General features: G+C 64.3%; 19 protein-coding genes and 1 pseudogene. 7 read left to right on the top strand and 13 right to left on the bottom strand.

Annotation, left to right across the window (positions count from 1 at the left end):
• Positions 1-21: 21 nt before the first annotated feature.
• Complete coding sequence (locus tag AC1Z32_RS32005) at positions 22-1,824, bottom strand: RecQ family ATP-dependent DNA helicase (RefSeq protein WP_483482837.1); 1,803 nt, start codon at positions 1,822-1,824, stop codon at positions 22-24.
• A gap of 119 nt (positions 1,825-1,943) precedes the next feature.
• Between AC1Z32_RS32005 and AC1Z32_RS32010 the strand changes: the two genes are divergently transcribed.
• A complete protein-coding gene (locus AC1Z32_RS32010) occupies positions 1,944-3,014 on the top strand; it encodes an FUSC family protein (protein WP_483482838.1) in 1,071 nt (356 codons plus the stop codon).
• Here AC1Z32_RS32010 and AC1Z32_RS32015 read toward each other — a convergent pair.
• The 6 genes and pseudogenes from AC1Z32_RS32015 to AC1Z32_RS32040 all read right to left on the bottom strand — a co-directional run bounded on the left by AC1Z32_RS32015 (position 3,008) and on the right by AC1Z32_RS32040 (position 8,331).
• Positions 3,008-3,739: an oxygen-binding di-iron domain-containing protein gene (locus AC1Z32_RS32015; protein ID WP_483482839.1), complete on the bottom strand. Its 732-nt coding sequence runs from the start codon at positions 3,737-3,739 to the stop codon at positions 3,008-3,010. The genes AC1Z32_RS32010 and AC1Z32_RS32015 overlap by 7 nt on opposite strands.
• Before the next feature lie 70 nt (positions 3,740-3,809).
• Positions 3,810-4,514, bottom strand: a pseudogene (locus AC1Z32_RS32020) (GNAT family N-acetyltransferase); the annotation flags it as partial.
• Between the two features lie 138 nt (positions 4,515-4,652).
• On the bottom strand, positions 4,653-4,877 hold the full coding sequence (locus AC1Z32_RS32025) for a hypothetical protein (RefSeq protein WP_483482840.1): 225 nt from the start codon (positions 4,875-4,877) through the stop codon (positions 4,653-4,655).
• Positions 4,878-4,895: 18 nt separating this feature from the next.
• Entirely contained in the window at positions 4,896-5,219 is a 324-nt protein-coding gene (locus AC1Z32_RS32030) for a hypothetical protein (RefSeq protein ID WP_483482841.1), read from the bottom strand.
• Positions 5,220-5,278: 59 nt separating this feature from the next.
• Positions 5,279-7,369, bottom strand: a complete 2,091-nt coding sequence (locus AC1Z32_RS32035; protein ID WP_483482842.1) for an MAC/perforin domain-containing protein — start codon at positions 7,367-7,369, stop codon at positions 5,279-5,281.
• A 17-nt stretch (positions 7,370-7,386) separates the two neighbouring features.
• Entirely contained in the window at positions 7,387-8,331 is a 945-nt protein-coding gene (locus AC1Z32_RS32040; RefSeq protein ID WP_483482843.1) for a hypothetical protein, read from the bottom strand.
• Between the two features lie 531 nt (positions 8,332-8,862).
• Here AC1Z32_RS32040 and AC1Z32_RS32045 point away from each other — a divergent pair.
• Together AC1Z32_RS32045 and AC1Z32_RS32050 are read left to right on the top strand one after the other, a co-directional pair.
• Positions 8,863-9,498 (top strand): glycoside hydrolase family 19 protein, encoded by a 636-nt coding sequence (locus AC1Z32_RS32045; protein WP_483482844.1) that lies wholly within the window; start codon positions 8,863-8,865, stop codon positions 9,496-9,498.
• Positions 9,499-9,547: 49 nt separating this feature from the next.
• Positions 9,548-10,942, top strand: coding sequence for a hypothetical protein (locus tag AC1Z32_RS32050; protein WP_483482845.1), 1,395 nt, complete (start codon positions 9,548-9,550; stop codon positions 10,940-10,942).
• 3 nt (positions 10,943-10,945) lie between these two features.
• Here AC1Z32_RS32050 and AC1Z32_RS32055 read toward each other — a convergent pair whose 3' ends face one another.
• The 5 genes from AC1Z32_RS32055 to AC1Z32_RS32075 all read right to left on the bottom strand — a co-directional run bounded on the left by AC1Z32_RS32055 (position 10,946) and on the right by AC1Z32_RS32075 (position 14,586).
• Complete coding sequence (locus AC1Z32_RS32055; RefSeq protein ID WP_483482846.1) at positions 10,946-11,422, bottom strand: response regulator transcription factor; 477 nt, start codon at positions 11,420-11,422, stop codon at positions 10,946-10,948.
• Between the two features lie 452 nt (positions 11,423-11,874).
• Positions 11,875-12,201, bottom strand: coding sequence for a hypothetical protein (locus AC1Z32_RS32060; RefSeq protein ID WP_483482847.1), 327 nt, complete (start codon positions 12,199-12,201; stop codon positions 11,875-11,877).
• Between the two features lie 12 nt (positions 12,202-12,213).
• Positions 12,214-12,468 (bottom strand): hypothetical protein, encoded by a 255-nt coding sequence (locus AC1Z32_RS32065; protein WP_483482848.1) that lies wholly within the window; start codon positions 12,466-12,468, stop codon positions 12,214-12,216.
• Positions 12,469-12,486: 18 nt separating this feature from the next.
• The gene (locus tag AC1Z32_RS32070; protein WP_483482849.1) at positions 12,487-14,274 is read right to left on the bottom strand and encodes a S8 family peptidase; all 1,788 of its coding nucleotides are present in this window, start codon (positions 14,272-14,274) and stop codon (positions 12,487-12,489) included.
• A 21-nt stretch (positions 14,275-14,295) separates the two neighbouring features.
• The gene (locus AC1Z32_RS32075; protein WP_483482850.1) at positions 14,296-14,586 is read right to left on the bottom strand and encodes a hypothetical protein; all 291 of its coding nucleotides are present in this window, start codon (positions 14,584-14,586) and stop codon (positions 14,296-14,298) included.
• Between the two features lie 610 nt (positions 14,587-15,196).
• Here AC1Z32_RS32075 and AC1Z32_RS32080 point away from each other — a divergent pair.
• Both AC1Z32_RS32080 and AC1Z32_RS32085 read left to right on the top strand, forming a co-directional pair.
• Positions 15,197-16,276, top strand: a complete 1,080-nt coding sequence (locus AC1Z32_RS32080) for a M4 family metallopeptidase (RefSeq protein ID WP_483482851.1) — start codon at positions 15,197-15,199, stop codon at positions 16,274-16,276.
• A 103-nt stretch (positions 16,277-16,379) separates the two neighbouring features.
• On the top strand, positions 16,380-16,685 hold the full coding sequence (locus tag AC1Z32_RS32085) for a protealysin inhibitor emfourin (RefSeq protein WP_483482852.1): 306 nt from the start codon (positions 16,380-16,382) through the stop codon (positions 16,683-16,685).
• Positions 16,686-16,711: 26 nt separating this feature from the next.
• Here AC1Z32_RS32085 and AC1Z32_RS32090 read toward each other — a convergent pair whose 3' ends face one another.
• Positions 16,712-17,659 (bottom strand): pseudouridine-5'-phosphate glycosidase, encoded by a 948-nt coding sequence (locus AC1Z32_RS32090; RefSeq protein ID WP_483482853.1) that lies wholly within the window; start codon positions 17,657-17,659, stop codon positions 16,712-16,714.
• Between the two features lie 129 nt (positions 17,660-17,788).
• Here AC1Z32_RS32090 and AC1Z32_RS32095 point away from each other — a divergent pair, with 129 nt between their 5' ends.
• Together AC1Z32_RS32095 and AC1Z32_RS32100 are read left to right on the top strand one after the other, a co-directional pair.
• Positions 17,789-18,586 carry an alpha/beta hydrolase gene (locus tag AC1Z32_RS32095; RefSeq protein ID WP_483482854.1) on the top strand — a complete coding sequence of 266 codons (798 nt, stop codon included), beginning with the start codon at positions 17,789-17,791 and terminating at the stop codon, positions 18,584-18,586.
• A 3-nt stretch (positions 18,587-18,589) separates the two neighbouring features.
• Positions 18,590-18,931, top strand: coding sequence for a hypothetical protein (locus tag AC1Z32_RS32100; protein WP_483482855.1), 342 nt, complete (start codon positions 18,590-18,592; stop codon positions 18,929-18,931).
• Positions 18,932-18,953 lie beyond the last annotated feature (22 nt).

Below are 18,953 nucleotides of genomic sequence, written 5' to 3' on the forward strand. Positions count from 1 at the left end.
TGGCGATGGCGATTGCGCCGATCAGCGAGCGACGGCACGCCGCACATAGCGCGCGATGAATGTGCGCGTCTCGTCGTCGGGAAAGCGCACGGCGACGCGCTCGCCGCTGACCATTTCGACGACGCCCTCGCCATAGCGGCGCACCCGCACGCGCTCGCCCTGCGTGAAGCCGGCTGCCTTGCGCTTTGCCGTTGCATCTTTCTTCACGCGCGTTTGCTCGCGCACTTCGCGCGGACTCTCGATCACCTCCGGCGGATGCACGCAGTTGTCGCACACGCCGCAGTTCCCGCCGCCGAGCTCGTCATCGGGTACGCGGTAATCCACGTCGCTCGCATGCAGCGGCGCACAGGCGCGGCCGTCGTTCATGCCGTCGGCGAAATAGTCGAGCAGCATGCGCCAGCGGCACTGCGCGCTCTGCGCATACCCGATCATGCGTTCGAGCACCACGCGATCGCGCTCGGCGCGGGCCGCATAGTCGCGCGAGGCATCGTCGAGCTTCGCGGAAGACGCGTCATCGTCGACGAGCTTCATGCCCCCGCGCCACGTGCGCCGTGTCATGCCGATATCGTTGAGCAGCGTCGCGGCGACGCGCAGCTTGTTCGCGCCCACGTTCGGCAACGCATCGCGCAGACGCGCAAGCGGCTTGTCGAGCGTGCGGCCGCTGTCTTCGAGCGCAAGCTCGCGCACCGTCTGCGCAACCCGCGCGATGGTCTCGGCACTCGGATAGCGTCCGCTCATGAAGAACTGCTGCACCTGCCGGTCCTTCATTTCGAAGAGCAGCGTGCAGCGCGCGGGCTCGCCATCGCGCCCGGCGCGCCCTGCTTCCTGATAGTACGCATCGAGGCTGCCCGGCATCTGCGCAAGAATGACGAAGCGTATGTCGGGCTTGTCGATGCCCATGCCGAACGCATTGGTCGCGACCATCACGCGCGCGCGGTTCTCCATGAACGCATCCTGCGACGAAGACCGCGCCCCCGACGGCAGCTTGCCGTGATAGCGCTCGGCCTCGACGCCCGCTTCCACGAGCGCCGCATGAAGCGCCTCGCATTCCGCGACCGTCGCGCAATACACGATGCCGCTGCCCTGCTCGCTCGTCGCGAGCGCGATGGCGCGCTTTCGCCTGTCCTCGGGATTGGTCAGCTGCTCGACGCTGAAATGCAGGTTGTCGCGATACACGCCTGTGTGAATCACATGGGCGTGCCGCATCTCGAGCTCGCGCACGATATCGACGATGACGGCGGGCGTCGCCGTCGCGGTGAGCGCGAGCACGGGCGGGCGGCCGAGCGTCCTGATCGCGTGAATCAGCTCGACGTAGGCGGGACGGAAATCGTGGCCCCACTGCGAGATGCAATGCGCTTCGTCGATCACCGCCAGCGCGATCGGCGGCATGTTCTTCGCGGTGAGCTCGGCGGTGAATTCGGCATCGACGAGACGCTCGGGCGTGACGAACAGCATGCGGATCTCGTGCCGCGCAATGGCTTGCATGGCCTCGCGCGCCTCGCCCGCCGATAGCGCGCTGTTGAGCACGGCGGTCGCGATGCCCGCTTCGATCAGCTTCGTGGCCTGATCGCGCATGAGCGAAATGAGCGGCGACACGATGATCGTCACGCCGTCGAACTGCAGCGCGGGCAACTGATAGCACAGCGATTTGCCCGCGCCGGTGGGCATCACGGCCAGCGTATCGTGGCCGTCCAGCACGCTGCGGATGACGTCTTCCTGACCCGGCCGCAGATGCGGAAAGCCGAAGACGCGGCGCAGCGCGGTTTCGAGCTCGCGATCGAGCGGCCTGCGCGAGCGCGTGTGGATGGCGTGTCTGTCGTTCATTCGTCGATGGGCGGAGTGCGTGCTCGATCGCAATACGCAACCGATGCCCCAGGCGCACGAGCAAGCACCGTACCATCGGCGGACGCACGCGCAGGCAGAGCGCTTGCTGAGAGGTTCGGATGAACGCCAACCCTCTTCGCGACTGGCGCACGCATCGCGCCGACGCATTGCGCATCTGCACGCAGTCCCTGATTGCGAGCGTGCTGTGCTACGCCGTCATGAAGCTGATTGGCTCGGCGAGCGTTTCATGGGCCGTGTTTTCCAGCCTCTTCACGTTGCAGGTGAGCTTCGACCGCAGCCTTAAGCACGGCCTCGGCCAGATGACCGGCGCGGTCGCGGGCACCGTCGTCGGTCTTGCGGCGGTGCATCTGTTTCCGGCGGGCGCGGATGCGCTCATGAGGCTCGCCTTCGCCACGTCGATCACCTGTCTCGCCTCGACGATCTTTCCCGCCACCAATTACAGCATCGTCGTGGCCGCAGCGATTGCGCTCGAGCCTTCGTCGGATATCGCGGGCGCCTTCTCGCGCGCCGAGGCGATCATCCTCGGCGCGGCGACCGGCATCGCGGTGTCGGTCACGGTGTGGCCGCAATTCGCCCGCTCGCGCGCGTTCGGCATAATGGCGAATCTGCTCGACGACTGCCGCGAGCTGCTGCACGTTCTGCCGATACTCGGCCGCGCCGACAGCCGCGTATCCGTCGATGCGCTGCACGAACGCTTTATGCGTCACCTCGTGGATGCCCGCGCGGTCTGCGGCGAGGCGCGCATCAGGGCGCGCTTCGCCGGCGGCCCGTCGCTCGGCGCCGTGCTGTTCGCGATCGAAACGCTGTGGCATGGTCTCGTGCTGCTCGATCGCACCGGCGAATCCGAATCCGGCGCGCTCGACGATGAAGATCGCAGGCTGCTGCTCGAACATGTCGATGTGGTGCGGCGCTGCGGAACCGCCTATCTGGACCGCCTCGCGGCCTATATGCGAAGCGGTGCGCCGCTGCCGGCAAGCGAAAGCTCGCTGCAACCGCTCGACGACGCGCACGCCCGCGTCCAATCTCACATCGACGCAAGCCTGCGTTCACGCTGCGATGCGTCGCGCGTGCAGGCAATGAGCGCGCTCTCGTTCGCGCTCGGGCAGATCGGCGCGAACTTCGCGTATATCGGACGTGTGCTGGAGAAGCGCGACGCGGCGCGTCATTGATGCACGCTCTGCGCCAGTGCGCGCAACAGGCTCGCGCCGTCGCCGCTCCATGCGCTGCCGTGCATGCACGCGAGCGTCGTCGGCTCGAGTTGCGCGAGGCGCTCGAACATCGCATCGGCATTGCGCGTGTGGGAGAAGTAATCCATGCTGCGCCGGAACGCTTCGCTCGGGCCCAGGATGTCGGATGTGGTGAGCGCCGGCAGCGTCGCGCCGCCTTGCGTGAAGAGATCGCCGCATAGCAGCGTGCGCGTGCGCTCTTCCATCAGGAAGCCGCATTCCCATGCGTGCGGCAGATGCGGCGTGTCGATCCATCGCACGCCATGGCGTCCTAGCGTGATGGTCTGGTTATCGGCAAGGGCCACCGGCGCGCGGTCGGCGAGGTCCGCGATGGACACCATTGCCGCGACGGTGCCGCACAGCGGCGCGGCCTCGGGCGCGATAGCGAGCCACTCGTTGAGCGAACCGCATTCGTCTGCTTCGACATGAGAGAACGCGATGTGCCGCAGCGTCGCCGGATCGATGACGCTGGCGAGCGCTTCGCGCACCAGCGGAAACATCTTGCGCGGTCCGGTATGGAAGAGCAGCGGCTCGTCGTCGACGATCAGGTACTGATTGAAGGAAAAGCCGCCCGCTTCGCCGGGCAGCACGACAGGCGTATTGATGCGATACACGCCATCCGCGATTTCCTCGACATTCGTGCCGGACTGCGAGTTCGTGGTGACCATGAGCGCCTCCCCTCGTGAGGACGATGTCCAGTCGACACGATACTCGCGTTTGAAGCGCTTGCGGTCGTCACGCGTCCCGCAATTGCGCAAGCGGCGCGCGCTGCGTGCCGTTCGAATCGAAGTTGTCGTCGGCGAGCCAGCGCTCGAATCCGCGCCGGATGCGCGGCCAGTCCTGGTCGATGATCGCGTACCAGGCCGTATCGCGATTGCGTCCCTTGTAGACGATCGCCTGCCTGAAGATGCCTTCGAACTCGAAGCCGAGCCTGAGCGCGGTCTTGCGCGAGGGCGCGTTCAGGCTGTCGCACTTCCATTCGTAGCGACGGTAGCCGAGATCGTCGAAGACATAGCGCATCAGCAGATATTGCGCTTCCGTTGAAATGCGCGTTTGCTTGAGCAATGGCGAAAACGTGACGCTTCCCACTTCGATGACACCGTGCACGGGCTCGATGCGCATCAGCGCGATCGTCCCGACCGCCTTGCCGCGCGCCGAATCGATAACGGTGTAGTGCAGCGGATCGGCCGATGCCGCGGCTTTGGTCAGATAGTCGCGAAAGGCCGCGAAGTCCGTGAATGGCCCGACGAAGAGATAGGTCCAGTCGCTGCCGTCCGGTGCCTGGCCATAGGCCTCGAATAGATCGGCTGCGTGGCGATCCACGTCGAGCGGCTCGATACGGCAATGCGCCCCGTCGATGCCGATGCGCGCGGGCCGCTCGCGCGCCTTCCAGTCGATCACCGCTTCGCCGATGGGCTGCTGATATTCGTTGGTCTTCGTCATACGTCACGGGCTCCGGTTGCACGAAAGAAGCATTGCAGCCGGATAAGGTACACGAACGACGAAGACCCCGATAGCCCGGATGCAGCCGCCAACGGCGATTGCCCTGCATCCGGCGAAAGCACGCAAGCGACGGTCCGTTCAGCCGCCGTAGAGCGCGAAGTTCAGGATCGTGCCGTCCATGCCCATGAACATCCAGGCGCTCTCGTTCTCGCCCGGAATGGTGATCTGATACGTCCCATGCTGCACGAGCTGCGGCGGGTTTTGTCCCGAAAGCGACAGCGACTGTGTCTCCCAGTCGCCGGACTGCGCGGTCCAGTCGATGTCCTGGCCTCGCACGCGGACCTGCTGAACGTATTGCCCCATGATGCGCTCCCTGAAAATTCAATTGACGTTGATGAGTCCGAGGTCGTTGCTCAGAGTCGTGCCGGTGATGCTGTAGTGCGCCGTCTTCCCGCAACCCTTCTGGTAGGTGAAAGCCTGCTGCGCTTCGTTGTCGTTGCCCCAGACCACGATGGCCTTGAGCTTGACCTTCGAGCCGTCCGGCACGTTGAGCGCGGCCAGGTCGACCGTGCGCTCCTGACCGAGCGGGATGTCGTTGTTGTCGGGATAGGTCTTGCCTTCGCCGCCGGTGGCCGGCGCGGCGATCACGTGTAGCTTGGCGACGAACCCCCCGCCGTTCTTCAGACTGATCTTCTCGATGTTCATGGTCCTGTCCTCTGCAGTCTCGCCGCACACCGACGATCGGGAGCGGCCCGAAATTCATTTCAGATGTCCACCTCCTCGCCTCCTGGCTTGACCGGTTGGGGTTGGGATTGCGGCTGGGCTTGCGGTGGCGATTGCGATTGCGATTGCGGCGGCTGCGGTTGCGGTTGCGGTTGCCCTGCCTGCACGGGGGCCGGCTGCGGCGCGGCCACCGGCGGCGCGACGGGCTGGACCGGCGGCGGCGCGGGGCTTGCGTCGAAGCTGATCTCCTCGCCGCCGCGCTGGAGGCGAACCAGCTCCTTCAGCATCTGCGCGCGATACGTCGCCCAGTCGATCGGCGTGGAAAGCGTGGCCGCAAGCTCGTTCGACTTCAGCAGGACGGGGATGATGGCTTCCTTGAGGTCGGCGGGAAGCAGCGAAAGGAGCGGCACGACGTCGGCGAAGGCGATCACGTTCCACCACCCGCTGTGGCTCAGCGTCGCGGCCCAGCCATAGGGATCGAGCGCGAGCGCGGGATTGCCGCCCGACGCGGTCACTTCGATCGCCTGTTTCGCGGATTCGTAGATCTTGGCCGCGGACTCTTCCGTCTTGAACCCGCCTCGCGCGCTCACGGTCACCGCCTTGTAGGTGCCCTGCACGTCGCTGCTGAAGTCGCGCACCTGCTTGTTCTTGTCGGTATTGGCGTCGATCTCGCGGTCCTGCCGATAGATCAGCTTGCCGCCGAATATCGTGCGCAGCGGCACATGCGTGCCGTAGCTGTCGAGGATGCGTGCGAGCGCGCCGACGGCGTCTTCGCCCGGCTTGCTCCGGAGCTGTGCGGCGAGCGCGCTGGCATCTTCGAAAAACGCCTTCGAAAGAACGATGCTGCGCGGATCGATGACCACCTCGCCGCGCGCGACGAGATACTCGACCCGCAAGTGCAGCTCGCTGCGCGCCGCTTCTTTCGACCGCGTCGTTTCGTCCTTGTAGTCCGACTTGACGGAGAGGCTCGCCGCCTTGCCCTCCACCCCGACGCCTCCGCCCACATTCCACGACAACGAGGACGCGATCGAGTCGAGCGTGCGCACCTGGCTCGCGGAAGCCGAAAAGCGCGTCGATGTGATCGGACGAACCACCGCGACGAAGTCTTCCGTCCATTCGGCGTCGAGGGCCGGGCGCAGCGCGCGATCGAGCTCGTAGCCGCCGTCGGCGAGCACAAACCGCAAGCCGTGCAGATGACGCATCGCGGCGAGCAACGACGCCTGCTCGGAGACATCCATACGGTCGAAGACGTCCTGCGGCGCGCCGGGCGGAATGTTCGGCCGGCCGAGAAATGGCGCGAGCAGGTCCTGCGTATCGCGCAGAGTCGGCGTGGTTCCGGCCGCAGCAGCGGCCGCCGCCGCGGCTGCGCTGCTCGCCGATCCCGAGGGCGATGCACCCGGCGTCGTCGCGGCGTTACGCTTGCGCGGGCTCTCGAAGCGGAAACGCAGGAGCCCGAGCTTGTCGTCGGCCTTGCCGAGCTTGCCGCCCACGGTTTCGAAAGGCTCCATGTCGAGCGGCACGGGCTTCTGCGCGCTGTCGAGAAAAGGCAGATCGGCAGGCGCGTCTTCCTTCAGAAAGGCGCGCAGATCCTTGAGCGTCTTCTCTTCGCCGCCACCCGGCCAGTCGATCGCCTTTGGCTTGCCGCCGTCCTTGAGCAGAAGCAGCTTGTAGACCTTCGGCGCGGGCGTCGGCACGGTTTCGCGCTTGACCGCGAGGTCCTCGAAGCGGCGCAGATAGGTGCTGTCCTCGTCGGCGGTGGCGAGCGGCTTGCCATCGATCATGAAGACGTCGGTGTCCGCGACCAGCGCCGCGTTGTTCTTGCGGAACTGGCCGAGCGTCTCGTCGGGCCGCACGAAAACCGGCCGCTTCGTGCCGGTCTTGTCGGTGAAGGAGATGCTGCGCCGGATCGGCACGATCGCCACGACCATGCTGTCGGCGATCGCCGTCTTGGCTTCATCGGCGGTGGGCACGACCTTGAGGGCGACCGCGCTGGTGCCGCTGCGGAACTGATCCTCGGCGTCCATTTCGCCCGTGCTGACAAAGACCTTGCGCAACTCGGCGAGCGTCGCGCCATCGGGCGCGGCGTCGGCGCGGGACTTGCCGTCGCGCGCCTGCAGCGTATAGCTGATCATGTTGAGCCCCTCCTCCGCTATGCCGGCTTGATCTTGCTGCGCGCGAGTTCGAGCGCCTCCGGCGAGTCCACGATGATCACCGTCATGTCGACCGTCACCTCGCCGCCGCCCTGGACAGCGACGATCGGCACGGCCGGTCGTGCGGCGATCTGAGCGCCATGCGCGAGATAACCCTTGCGCGCGCCCGTCTCGGTCAGCACCGCCTGCAAAACGGCGGGCTGCACGGGCGCCGGAGCCGGTGCCGGCGCAGGCGCGGGCGCGGGCGCGACGGCGGGCTTGACCGCCACCGGTCGCGAGAAGTCGGCGGGCACATCGAAGAGCGCATCGGTGTCGGTCAGTTCACGTTGCGACACGCGTCCGGCAATGCCCTCCGAAACGAACTGCGTATCCACATCGAAGATGCCTTCCGTGCTTTTCAGTTCGCGCAAATGTTTGAGCAACTTGCCGATGCCGTCCCGCTGCACGTTGTCGATGCGCTTGCCGGCCGCATAGGCGGCCATCAGCGCCGCGAGCTCTTCGTACTCCTGGCGCGAGCAGAACGGGCCGAGGTCGGTCCAGCGCAAGCCGGCCGCGTCGACCTGGATGAGCGGGAGCACCTTGAGCGTGATGACCTGGCGATCGTCCGGGTCGATGTCGGAGCCGTCGAGACTGACCATGTCCCGCGCGACCGCGGACAGAGCGCGATTGCTGTCGCGCCAGTGATCGAGCAGCACCGTGCCCTGGCTATCGACGCCGTTCGGGTCGAAGTTGTCCGCGCTCTGCACGACCATGGCCTGCGTCGGCGCGCCGGGCCGCTCGCGGCCACGCACCTCGAGCCGCGCCTGAAAGCCTCGTCTACCCGAGCCGGAAACGGTGAAGACAAAAGGCCGGTCGCGCACGACGAAGAGCATCGTTCCCGCATTGGCGGCATTCTCGACAAAGAATCCGGCTGGCCCTCCCGCTCCGCTCCGGACGTTGATCACGCTACGACTGCGCGTAATGCTCTCAGAAACGCTTCCGGTGATTGGCATGATGCACCCCTCCGAACATGGTCAATTTTCGATGAACATTATCGTAAGCATTCCAAATCATGAAACCGAAAAGACAAAACGATCCGGCATCATCGTGCGGATACACGCGATCTTATTGCGCGGCGTTATATGTGATTCCCGGCGCCTGAGCACAAGCCAATAACGGCCACTGCGAAAGGAAAGTGGGCAACTGAAAGTCCATCCCGTCCATAGCTTTTTATGTATGGAGACACAGGCGCTTTATCGAAGTTCTTTAGCACCGCTACCCGGTGGATGAAGCGCGGGGGTGGCGTATTTAACTTAGGATTTTTCAGACGCTATAGGTATGCCACTCTTTGCGTATTGACTAACCAGCGGTGATGTGAGTCAGTGATGCACGTGCGTCGCCGCGTTCGATCAATACCAGCGTGCGATCAAAAACGGACGATCGATCAAAGCCAGACGCCCTATCATGTTTGAGTGGAACTTTCTTTCGGAGGCCGTATGGACATGAACACATTCCAGCGCGCGGCGAATCTTTCACCCGCGCTCGCCGAACGATGGATCCTGCCGATCACGGCTGCCGCCGACGAGTTCGACATCGACACGCCCAGCCGTCTTGCCGCGTGGCTCGCGCAAATGGGACATGAGAGCGGCGGATTCAGGCTGCTGAGCGAAAGCTTCAACTATTCGCCGGACGCACTGAAAATCTTCTCGCGCATTCCCGCGGGCATGCGCGCCCAGCTTGGACGACACGCAGGCGAAAGCACCGTTCCCATCGCAAGGCAGCAGCAAATCGCGAACCTGGCCTATGGCGGCCGGTTCGGTAATGGCGACGCGGCAAGCGGAGACGGCTGGCGTTATCGAGGGCGCGGGCTGAAGCAGGTTACGTTCAAGGACAACTATCGCGACGCCGGCCGCGCGCTCGGCGTGGACCTGGTGAATGATCCGGATCAGCTCGCGACGAACGATCTGCTCGCGGCGCGCAGCGCCGGGTGGTACTGGAAGTCACGCGGCTGCAATGATGCGGCTGACCGGCGCGACTTCGACGCGTGCACACGGGCGATCAACCCCGCGATGGACGGCAAGCCGGCGCGCGACTCACGCTACAAGACGTGCTGCGCCGTCCTGCTCGCCTAGAAAGGAGGCGCGACGCCGGCAAGCCGAGCTTCGTGTTGAAGGAAAGGCCATGAACTCTTCGCCCGTTACGCGCGCAACTGCATCATCGCTCGATGCAGATCTTGCCGCCGATGCCGCTTCGATCACCGACCCGCTCCATCTTCTATCGAAGCCTCCCGGAGAACAACTGTTCATCCAGCGAGACCTCAGCGAAGTCCTGCTGCTGCTCGACTTCATTTCGGGCCGGCAGGATGTGCACATCTGGGATATCGGCGACATCAGGTATCCGGTCCGGCGAGACGGCCCAGCCCAGGCGCCGGGCGAAGCGAGCCCGGATCAGCGGGTCGCGACCTTGTCGTCCATCGACATCATTCGCCGCATCTGCGCGCTGCGTTATCCGTCTGCGGACGGCCGGACCATCGAAGAGCGCGCGGACGATGCCGCGCTGCTGCTCTGCGTGAAGGACAAGCTCAACTCGATCGCCAGTCCGGCCAATGGAATCATGATCGCGTATACGTACATGTTCATCGAGGAGACGGCTTCCAGAACGCGGCGCGAGAAAAGAGAGGATGAGGCATGGAGTCTCGGCGAGTCGACGCGCGCCGATGCCGCGAAAACAGCCTATCCCGGTCTGGTTCGCAGCGCAAAGCGTTTCCGGTGCTTTCATCGCAGCGTCTCGCGCATCGGCGCCGCGATAACTCTGCTGTCCGCGATTCTGTTATGGCTCGTCGTCTACGGCGTGGAACTGACGTCGCGCTTCGAAGACGATCAGAAAAACCTGTCCGATGTGACCAATCAGATTTACGCGCTCGTGGACAAGGAAAACGCGGCGTTGCCCGCGGACCAGCAGAGCCATGCGAGCGTGCCCGCGCGATGCATCGAGAAGCTCGACGAGCAGAGCAACCAGATCAGGATGCTGTGCAACCAGTGGTCGTACTACCAGGCGCGCTACGAAAAGGCCATAAAAGATGACGCAAGCTTCGCCGAACGAGGGCTTTCGTCGTGGCTCACAGTGCCGTTTCCTGTTTCTCCTTCGCAGCTGAAGGACAAGGCGGGCCAGACCGTCGCGTCACAGGAGAACATCGAATCGATCACGCTGGTTCTGTCGGCGTATGCGAGTTTCGTGCTGCCCGTGTTATTCGGATTGGTCGGGACCATCGCTTCATTTCTGCGCGATATCAGCAGCCGCATCACGGGCAGCATTCTCGCACCGCGCGATGAGACGCTCGCGATCATCCGACTCATACTCGGCGCCATCGCGGGGCTTGCGGTCGGGCTGTTCTTCACGCCGGCATCAGTCGCGGGGAAGGTGAGTTCGGGCGCGGGCGTATTGACGCTGTCGGCATCGGGCATCGCGTTTCTCGCGGGTTATGGCGCGGACGGCTTCTTCCGCATGATCGATGCGATGATCGTGCGCCTGTTCACGTTCGATCGGCCGGATCAAAAGCCGGCGGCGTTCAGATGAGCATCAGTTATCAAATGAGAACTTTTCAGACGCGACCGGCATGCCGCTCTTTGCGCATTGACTGGCTATCCAGGATGTGAGTTGACGGGTCGAGTGCATGCCGAGTTTATGCAGAATGTGCTCGCGATGTTTATCGACGGTGCGTGAACTGATTTCCAAAGCACGCGCGATCTCCTTGCTGGACAGGCCACGGCAAAGAAATGCGACCACGCGTGTTTCGGCGGGCGTCAACAGGCGATCCGGCAAAGAGACCGCCAGCGCGTCATCGAGACTGGCCCAAAGATGCTGACAAGCGATGGAAGATGTCGCCGATGCCGCCTTTTTTTGCTTTATCCGGGCGCCATGGCGACGCACGGTGTCGACGCTGATTCCGAGTTGCGCGGCAATGACCTTATTGCTAATGCCCGAGGCGACCAGTTCGAGTATTTCTTTTTGTCGCGGCGTCAGAGCGGTGCTCGACCCGGTGCGCTTTGCCTTCAACGAGTTCGTTGCCGCCGGCTGGGTCGATTGCGTTCAACGCATGAACGAACTTCCTCGCTAACCTTACGTACAAGCGATACTCCTCAAGCTCCGAGTATAGGTTGAATGCGGCGCATGTCATATCAAATGGAGTTTTCGAGTGCCGGCCTTGATTCGCATGACCGTGCGAGGTTGGAATCGATCCGATAGCGGGAGCGCCCGCGTAAAGCCCGACGTGTCCGGATAACCTGGGGTTTGGCGTGCGAACGTGCGTGTTATGCGGAAAAGGCATTTCCAGCTATGGAGATGCCTGAGAAGGAGAACCTTGAAGGCGATTCGCAGATGGCGCTGCAACAGACCAATGGCGGCAATCGATGGCCAGCGCGTCGGAGGCACGAAAAGAAAGCGCTGCGCTGCCTGCGATTTCCGGCTTGCCAGCATCGCGGAAACCGCAGACAGCCTGACGCTCGGTTTCAGTTAAACGGGGCCGCACCTCCATTCGTGTTCATCCCCGACACACCATCGACGCTTTCCGCCGGTGGTGAGCTTTGGACCGCCTTCACCAGTTCGAGCGATGGACCGCCGCCGTCCATGCCATCGCGATAAGTCGTCTGCGCCGGCGCTGCTGCGGCCGCGCCACCGACCGCCCGCAGCAGCGCCGCCGATGGCGGTCCCGCATTGGTCGCGGTCGGGGTACTTGCATCGATGGGACCGGCGCCCAAGCCATATGTCGTGGGTTGCGTCATGGCGGACGAATTCGACGTGCTCGCCCGCTCCTCGGTATCAATGACGATGCGCATGTTCGAGCCTCCTCAGTTCATCACCGCATAGCGGGCCTCGATGTTCACCGGAGCCGCACTCACGTTGCGCACGGTAATCCAGTACGTGATGTTGCTTGCGCTCGCGCGCTCGACTTCGACATCCCAGTCGATCTGCGGCGCGCCGGGCACGGGCGACGTCGGCACGACGTTCCATTCGACGTGCCAATCCTTTGGCCAGTTAAAGGTGAACCAGCGGGCCGACTGCCCGGCATTGACGGTGCCGGTGAACTGAACGCCAACTCTCATGATCTTCGCTCCCTTGGGTCACCATCCGAGCACGGCATAGCGCGCTTCGATATCGCACGCCTGCGGGCTCAGGTTGGTGATGTCGATCCAGTAGGTGATGTAGGCGTCCGAAGCGCGCTCGACCTGAACCTTCCACTTGATCTGCGGCGCGCCGGGCCTGACGGTTGTCGGCACGACGGTCCAGACCATGTGCCAGTGAGCCGGCCAGTTGAACGTGAACCAGCGCGCAGTCTGTCCTGCCGGCACCGTGCCGCGGAACTGGACGCCAACCCACGGCGCGACCGTCGCCGTCACGCTGTCGATGATCTGCCGCAGATTCGGCCGGTTGCCGATGCGCTGCGTCGCGGGACGGCCGGGCGCATCCTGCTGCGGCGAACCCGTGCTGCGCAGGACTTCGCGCGCGCGCGCCGGCGAGAGCGGTATGCGCCCGCGGGCGCGCAGCACGCCTTGCACACACGCCAGCGTGCCGACGATGATCGGCGATGCGCTCGAGGTTCCGCTGAACTGGTCCGTGTACCACAGGTCCGCGTTCGTGCCGCCCTGCAGATCCCCGTAGCCCGTGCTGGTGACTTCGCGCCCCCAGCCCTGCGCGTCGATGCATGCACCGAAATTCGAGAAGCCGAGCCGCGAACGGTCTGGGCCGTTGTCGCGTCCGTGCGTGCCCGGCGGCGGCGCGCCCGCCCCGACGAGCACCGCGCCGCATTGCGCGTTGGCGCGGTTGAACGGATTGGTCCAGGCCGCCGGAAAGCCTGACGGGCGCGTGGAATACAGTGCATCGTCGAGATTCTCGGCGCCGTTGCCCGCCGCTTCCACGACGATCACGCCCCTGCTGCTCGCGTAGCGTATCGCCGCGAAATCGTCCGGCCACCATTCGACGGCGATATAGCCCAGTTGATCGGCGCGGCCCGCGAAGTTATAGCGCGGACCCGGCCGATGGATTTCCAGCAACATGATGTCGCCCGGCGACAGACGGTCTGCCGCGTTTCTGATCGCGGTGGCGGTGGGCATCGAAAACGCCACGGCGCTGATGACCGCATCGGGCGCGATGCCGGTGATGCCGAGCGCATTGCGGTCGCCGCTGATTTCGCCGAGCACGGCGGTGCCGTGATTGGTGTCGGTCGAGCCGGTACCCGCAACGATCCCGCCCTGGTTCTGCAACAGGTCTTCGTGCGTGAAGCGCCAGCCCCATTCCAGATCGATGATGCGCACGCCGGCGCCCGAACCGCCCGCCTGCGTCCACGCATAACGTGCGTCGATGCCGCCGGGCGCCGCATCGAGATAGGCCTGACGCGAAGTGAAATCGGGCGTGACAGCTGGAGCGTCCTGCGCATCGGGCAGCATCGTGTTCACGGACTCGATGGTTTCCTCCAGCGCGGCATGCGCGAGTTCGGCGGGAGGTTTCACATAGGCCGCCGCGACAGTCGGCTGCTGCCGGAGCTGCTCGGCCAGTTCGTCCATGCGCTGCTGCGGCGCATCGACGCGATAGAACACGGTCAGATCGGGCACGCCGACGGCATCGTCGGGGAATGGCGAGAGCGTCTGCAGCGCGCTGGGCAGACGTTGCGGGTCGCCGAACAGCGGCTCCAGCGCGATCTGCTCGGCCTCCAGCAGGTTGGCGAGCGGCGCGACATCGGCGCCCCTGTCGGACGTGATGCCCATCGGCGAGCTGCGCACCCCGGCATCGGGATCGAGCACGACGATCAGCTCCCAGTCACTCATCGGAGCCTGCCCTCGGGGGTGTCCGTCGCCCGGTCCATCTGTGCCTGCACCCGGCGGCCCGGCCACCGATACGCGTTCCTTCTTCATGTCAACGCCTCCTTGCTTGGGTCACTGCGGGTGCGATCCCGCAGGCGCTTCATCGGGCGGCTTGAAATAGGCCGCCTCGATTCCGGGTGTCGCCAGAAGCCGCGCGACGAGCTGCTCCGCCGCGGCGCGATCCGGCACCTCGATCCAGAAGAAGCATGCGAGCGCCGGGTCCGTTTCGCCCGGATGCAGCGGCTTCGCTTCGATTCCGAGCTTCGACGTGAGCTGACCGAGTTCCGTCGACCCGAGCGCCGACGCGCCCTCGCTTCCGACGCGTCGCGCCAGCGTCTGGTCGAGTTGAATAGTGATCTGCATGATTCGATTACTATTGATCTGCATCCCTAATGACATATGACGCGCCGCAGGATGAGCGTCAATTGAATGCGGAAAAAGAGATGAAGTTATCTATCCACGCTACGATTTGTATTGCGGCAGCGTCGATCGTTATTTTTATTCTTCCGCTTCATGCAGGCATGCCGTGACATTTCGATGTCCAGCACGGCGCGCTGCCCGGTCTCTGGCGTGAACTCAATCTATGTTAGGGGTATTGGGATGTCAAGAATGCACAGCCAAAGACCGGATATGAGCGGTGTTTTGGCGGCTGGGTACGCTTTGAAAACGCGCGATTCGCATTGGTTAATGCGTTTAATTTATGCAATATTCTCGAAGCAGGCTCGCGAACGATGAATTCGATATCGAGTGAATGCCTGCCTTACAGCCGATCAATCCGCATGAATGACGTATTGCCACTATCTGGACTGCCTAGTATTGTTGGGAGATATCGGAAACGCTCAGTCCCGCACTCAATCGACCGTTCGTTGGCAGCCCGCCGACCAGGAGGCAATGTCGGCGGTCGCTCGTGGCTGCCTGCCCTGCCGCGCGCCTCCATTCCGTCGCTTTGCCCACTTCGACAAGGGAGCAGATCATGTGCAATCACGCCTGGCATAACCGTATTCGTACGATTTACTGCATTCTCCCGCCGCACATGCTGAAAGAGATCGCCAAGAATGGCACGCCTCAGCAGCGCGTCCAGGCCATCGACACCTTGTCGACCGACCATACCTTCCGGCAGCTTCGTTCGGTCCAGGCGGCGCTGCACATACCGAAACCCGGCGCGAGCATCTCACCCGTGCCCGCGGTGCCTTCCGCTCACCGAAGCATCTACACGGCGAAGAACACCGAGACGCTGCCGGGCACGCTCGTGCGAGCCGAAGGCGCGCCGAAGTCCAACGATGTCTGCGTAGACGAAGCTTACGACGGGCTCGGCGCTACGTTCGAGTTTTATCTGGAGATTTTCCAACGCAATTCGATCGACGATGCGGGCATGCCGCTAACCGGCACGGTGCACTACGGCGACCAGTATGACAACGCCTTCTGGAATTCGCAGCAGATGGTGTTCGGCGACGGCGACGGCACGCTCTTCAACCGCTTCACCATCTCGCTCGACGTCATCGGTCACGAGCTCACACACGGTGTCACCGAGCACACGGCCGGTCTCGCCTATTCCGGCCAGCCCGGCGCGCTCAACGAATCCGTGTCGGACGTATTCGGCTCGCTCATCAAGCAATACACCCTGAAGCAGACGGCGGACAAGGCGGACTGGCTCATCGGCGAGGGACTGCTCGCGAGCGGCGTGAAGGGCGTTGCGCTGCGCTCGATGAAGGAGCCCGGAACCGCTTACGACGACCCGGTTCTCGGCAAGGACCCGCAGCCGGCGGACATGCGGCATTATGTTCAAACGACGCAGGACAACCACGGCGTCCACATCAACTCCGGCATTCCAAACAGGGCGTTCTGCCTTGCGGCGCTCGATATCGGCGGCAATGCATGGGAAAAGGCGGGGCGCATCTGGTACGAGACACTGAACGACTCGCACATCAAGGCGAATACCAACTTCAAGGGCTTCGCCAAGCTCACGGTGTCGAACGCGAATCGCCTTTACGGGGCGAGCAGCGCCGAGTCGAAAGCGGTCAGCAAAGCCTGGAACACGGTTGGTGTACTTTGAATTGCGCGAAGGGCGTGCGGGAGCCGGCCTGCTGGCCGGGCTCATATGGGTGTGTCTTCTGACAGGAGCCTGTGCTTCCGATCCCATCCAGAAGGAGTGGCCGATGCACGCGGAACTGACCATCGACGGAGGCGTCGGATTTTTTCCCGGCCTCGCCCGACCGATCGTGCTGGATGAAAAGGACCTGTCGCCCGACGAACGCGAGGAGCTTGCGCGCCTCGTGTCCGCCGCTCGCACGGAATCGGCCGCCCCGCGCGCGGCGGCGGTCAAACCCGTGCCCGATGGGCGAAGCTATCGCATCGGCATTGCGTCCGATGGCGGCACGCTCGAACTGAAATGCGCCGACCCTTCCGTTCCTCCGGGCTTTGCAGCGCTGATGGCATTCATCAAGCAGCATGGGCATCGTTGATGCGTGGCGGGGCAAGGCGAGAGCTTCTATGCCGCGCCCGCCCCGCGCCCCGCGTGTGCAAGCGCCAGCGCCAGCCTTGCCCCCACTTCGGCATTGTGCTTCACGAGCGCGATGTTCGTCGCCAGGCTGCGCCTCCCCGTCAGCGCATGAATGCGAGCCAGCACGAAGGGGGTCACCGCCTTGCCGGTGATGCCCTGCGCCGTCGCCTCGGCGAGCACCTGCCGGGTCAGCGCGTCGATCTCCTCGACGGCCATCGCCGATGCTTCTGGCACCGGCGTGCTCAACACCACGCCGCCTGCGAGGCCCAAATCCCATTTGGTGCGGATGAAGCGTGCCTGCTCCGCCGCATCGTCCAGCCTGAAGTCCGCGCGAAAGCCGCTGTCGCGCGTGTAGAACGCGGCGAAATTGTCCTGCTCGCAACTGAGCACCGGCACGCCGTGCGTCTCCAGATATTCCAGTGTGAGTCCGATGTCCAGGATGGACTTCGCGCCCGCGCAGACCACCGCGACCGAAGTCTTCGCCAGTTCCTGCAGATCGGCCGAGATGTCGAAGGTTTCCTGCGCGCCCCGGTGCACGCCGCCAATGCCGCCGGTGACGAATACCTCGATGCCGGCCAGCGCGGCACATATCATGGTGCCCGCCACGGTCGTCGCGCCGAGTCCGCCGCTGGCCAGCACGGCCGGCAGGTCGCGGCGGCTGACCTTGTGCACCTGGTCGGAGCGGCCGAGCAGCTCCAGTTCGCCGTCCGTCAGGCCGATGTGGATGCGCCCGCCGATCAGCGCGATCGTCGCGGGCTCGGCGCCCGCGTTGCGGATCGAAGACTCCACTTCGCGCGCGGTGCGCACGTTCTCCGGGTACGGCATGCCGTGGGCGATGATGGTCGATTCCAGCGCCACGAGCGGGCGGCCCGCGGCCTGCGCGGCGGCCACGGGCGCGCTGCGGGTCAACCAGGATCGTGCGAGATCGGTAACCATGTCGATGTCCCCGGCGGTGCGATGCCCAAGTATGCAGCACGCAGCCGATCCACGGACCTGCAAAGGGATGACCCACGCGCGCTAAACTGGGTGCGCCAGGAAAAGGATCGACGGATCGGGCTCAGCGCGATGAATATCACCGGGATGATTCTCCGTCTCACCGTCGCGTGCCTGATCGTGTTCGCGGGAGCCGCCGTCTTGCAGGATCGTTTTCTCTACTTCCCTGAAAAGGCCCGAATCGAGGATCTCACTTTCGGCGGACTGCGCGCCTGGCCGCCGCATGAAGCGTTTCGCGGCCTCGTGGCGGAGCCGGCCGAAGCCGCGCGGGCCACGGTCATCGTATTCCATGGCAATGCCGGGCATGCCGGACACCGCTCGTTCTATGCCGCCATGCTCACGCGGCTCGGGCTGCGGGTGATTCTCGCCGAATATCCGGGCTACGGGCCGCGCGACGGCGCGCTGGGCGAAGACAGTCTGGTCGCGGATGCCCGGCAGACCATCGCGCTCGCGCATCGGCTTCATGGCGCGCCGCTGCTGGTCATCGGCGAATCGCTCGGGGCCGGCGTGGCGGCCGCCGCCGGCTCGCGCGAACGCGACAAGATCGCGGGATTGCTGCTCATCACGCCGTGGGACCGGCTCGAACATGTCGCGGCTTACCACTATCCGTGGCTGCCCGTGAAGTGGCTGCTGCGCGACCGCTACGACAGCACGGCGAATCTGGCGTCGTTCGGCCGCCCTGTTCTCGTCGTGATTGCGGAACGTGACAGCATCGTTCCTCCGCGCTTTGGCGAAGCGCTATTCCGCTCGCTGCCCGAACCCAAACGGCTGATGGTGGTGAACGCGGCCGAGCACAACGACTGGATCGGCCGTGTCGACGAAACCTGGTGGCGGGAGGCGGTCGGCTTCCTGCTCACGCCTTCGCATTGAACGATGAAAGCGCACGCGGTCCCATCCGGCTCGGAGCGTCTGTATGTTCTCGACGCGAAGAACAGACCCGTCGAAGTGTTCGATCGCGACGCGTGGTCGCGCTGGATGGCAGAGAACGAACTGATCTTCCGCCGCACGCTGCTGGACGAATCCGGCGTGACGGTCACGACTCGATTTCGCGGCGTATCCGATCAGAAGGCCGGAAAGCCTTCGCTGTTCGTGACGCGCATCGCCGGAATGGAAGCGATGGACAACGAGAGCTATGGATCACACACGCTCGGCGCCGCGCTGGACGAGCACGAGCGCATCGTGCAGAAGATCCTCCGCATGTTGAGCGGCCGGTGAGCGACGGCCACCTGCGAAATGC

It is taken from the genome of Caballeronia sp. 11_S32 (assembly GCF_056930355.1).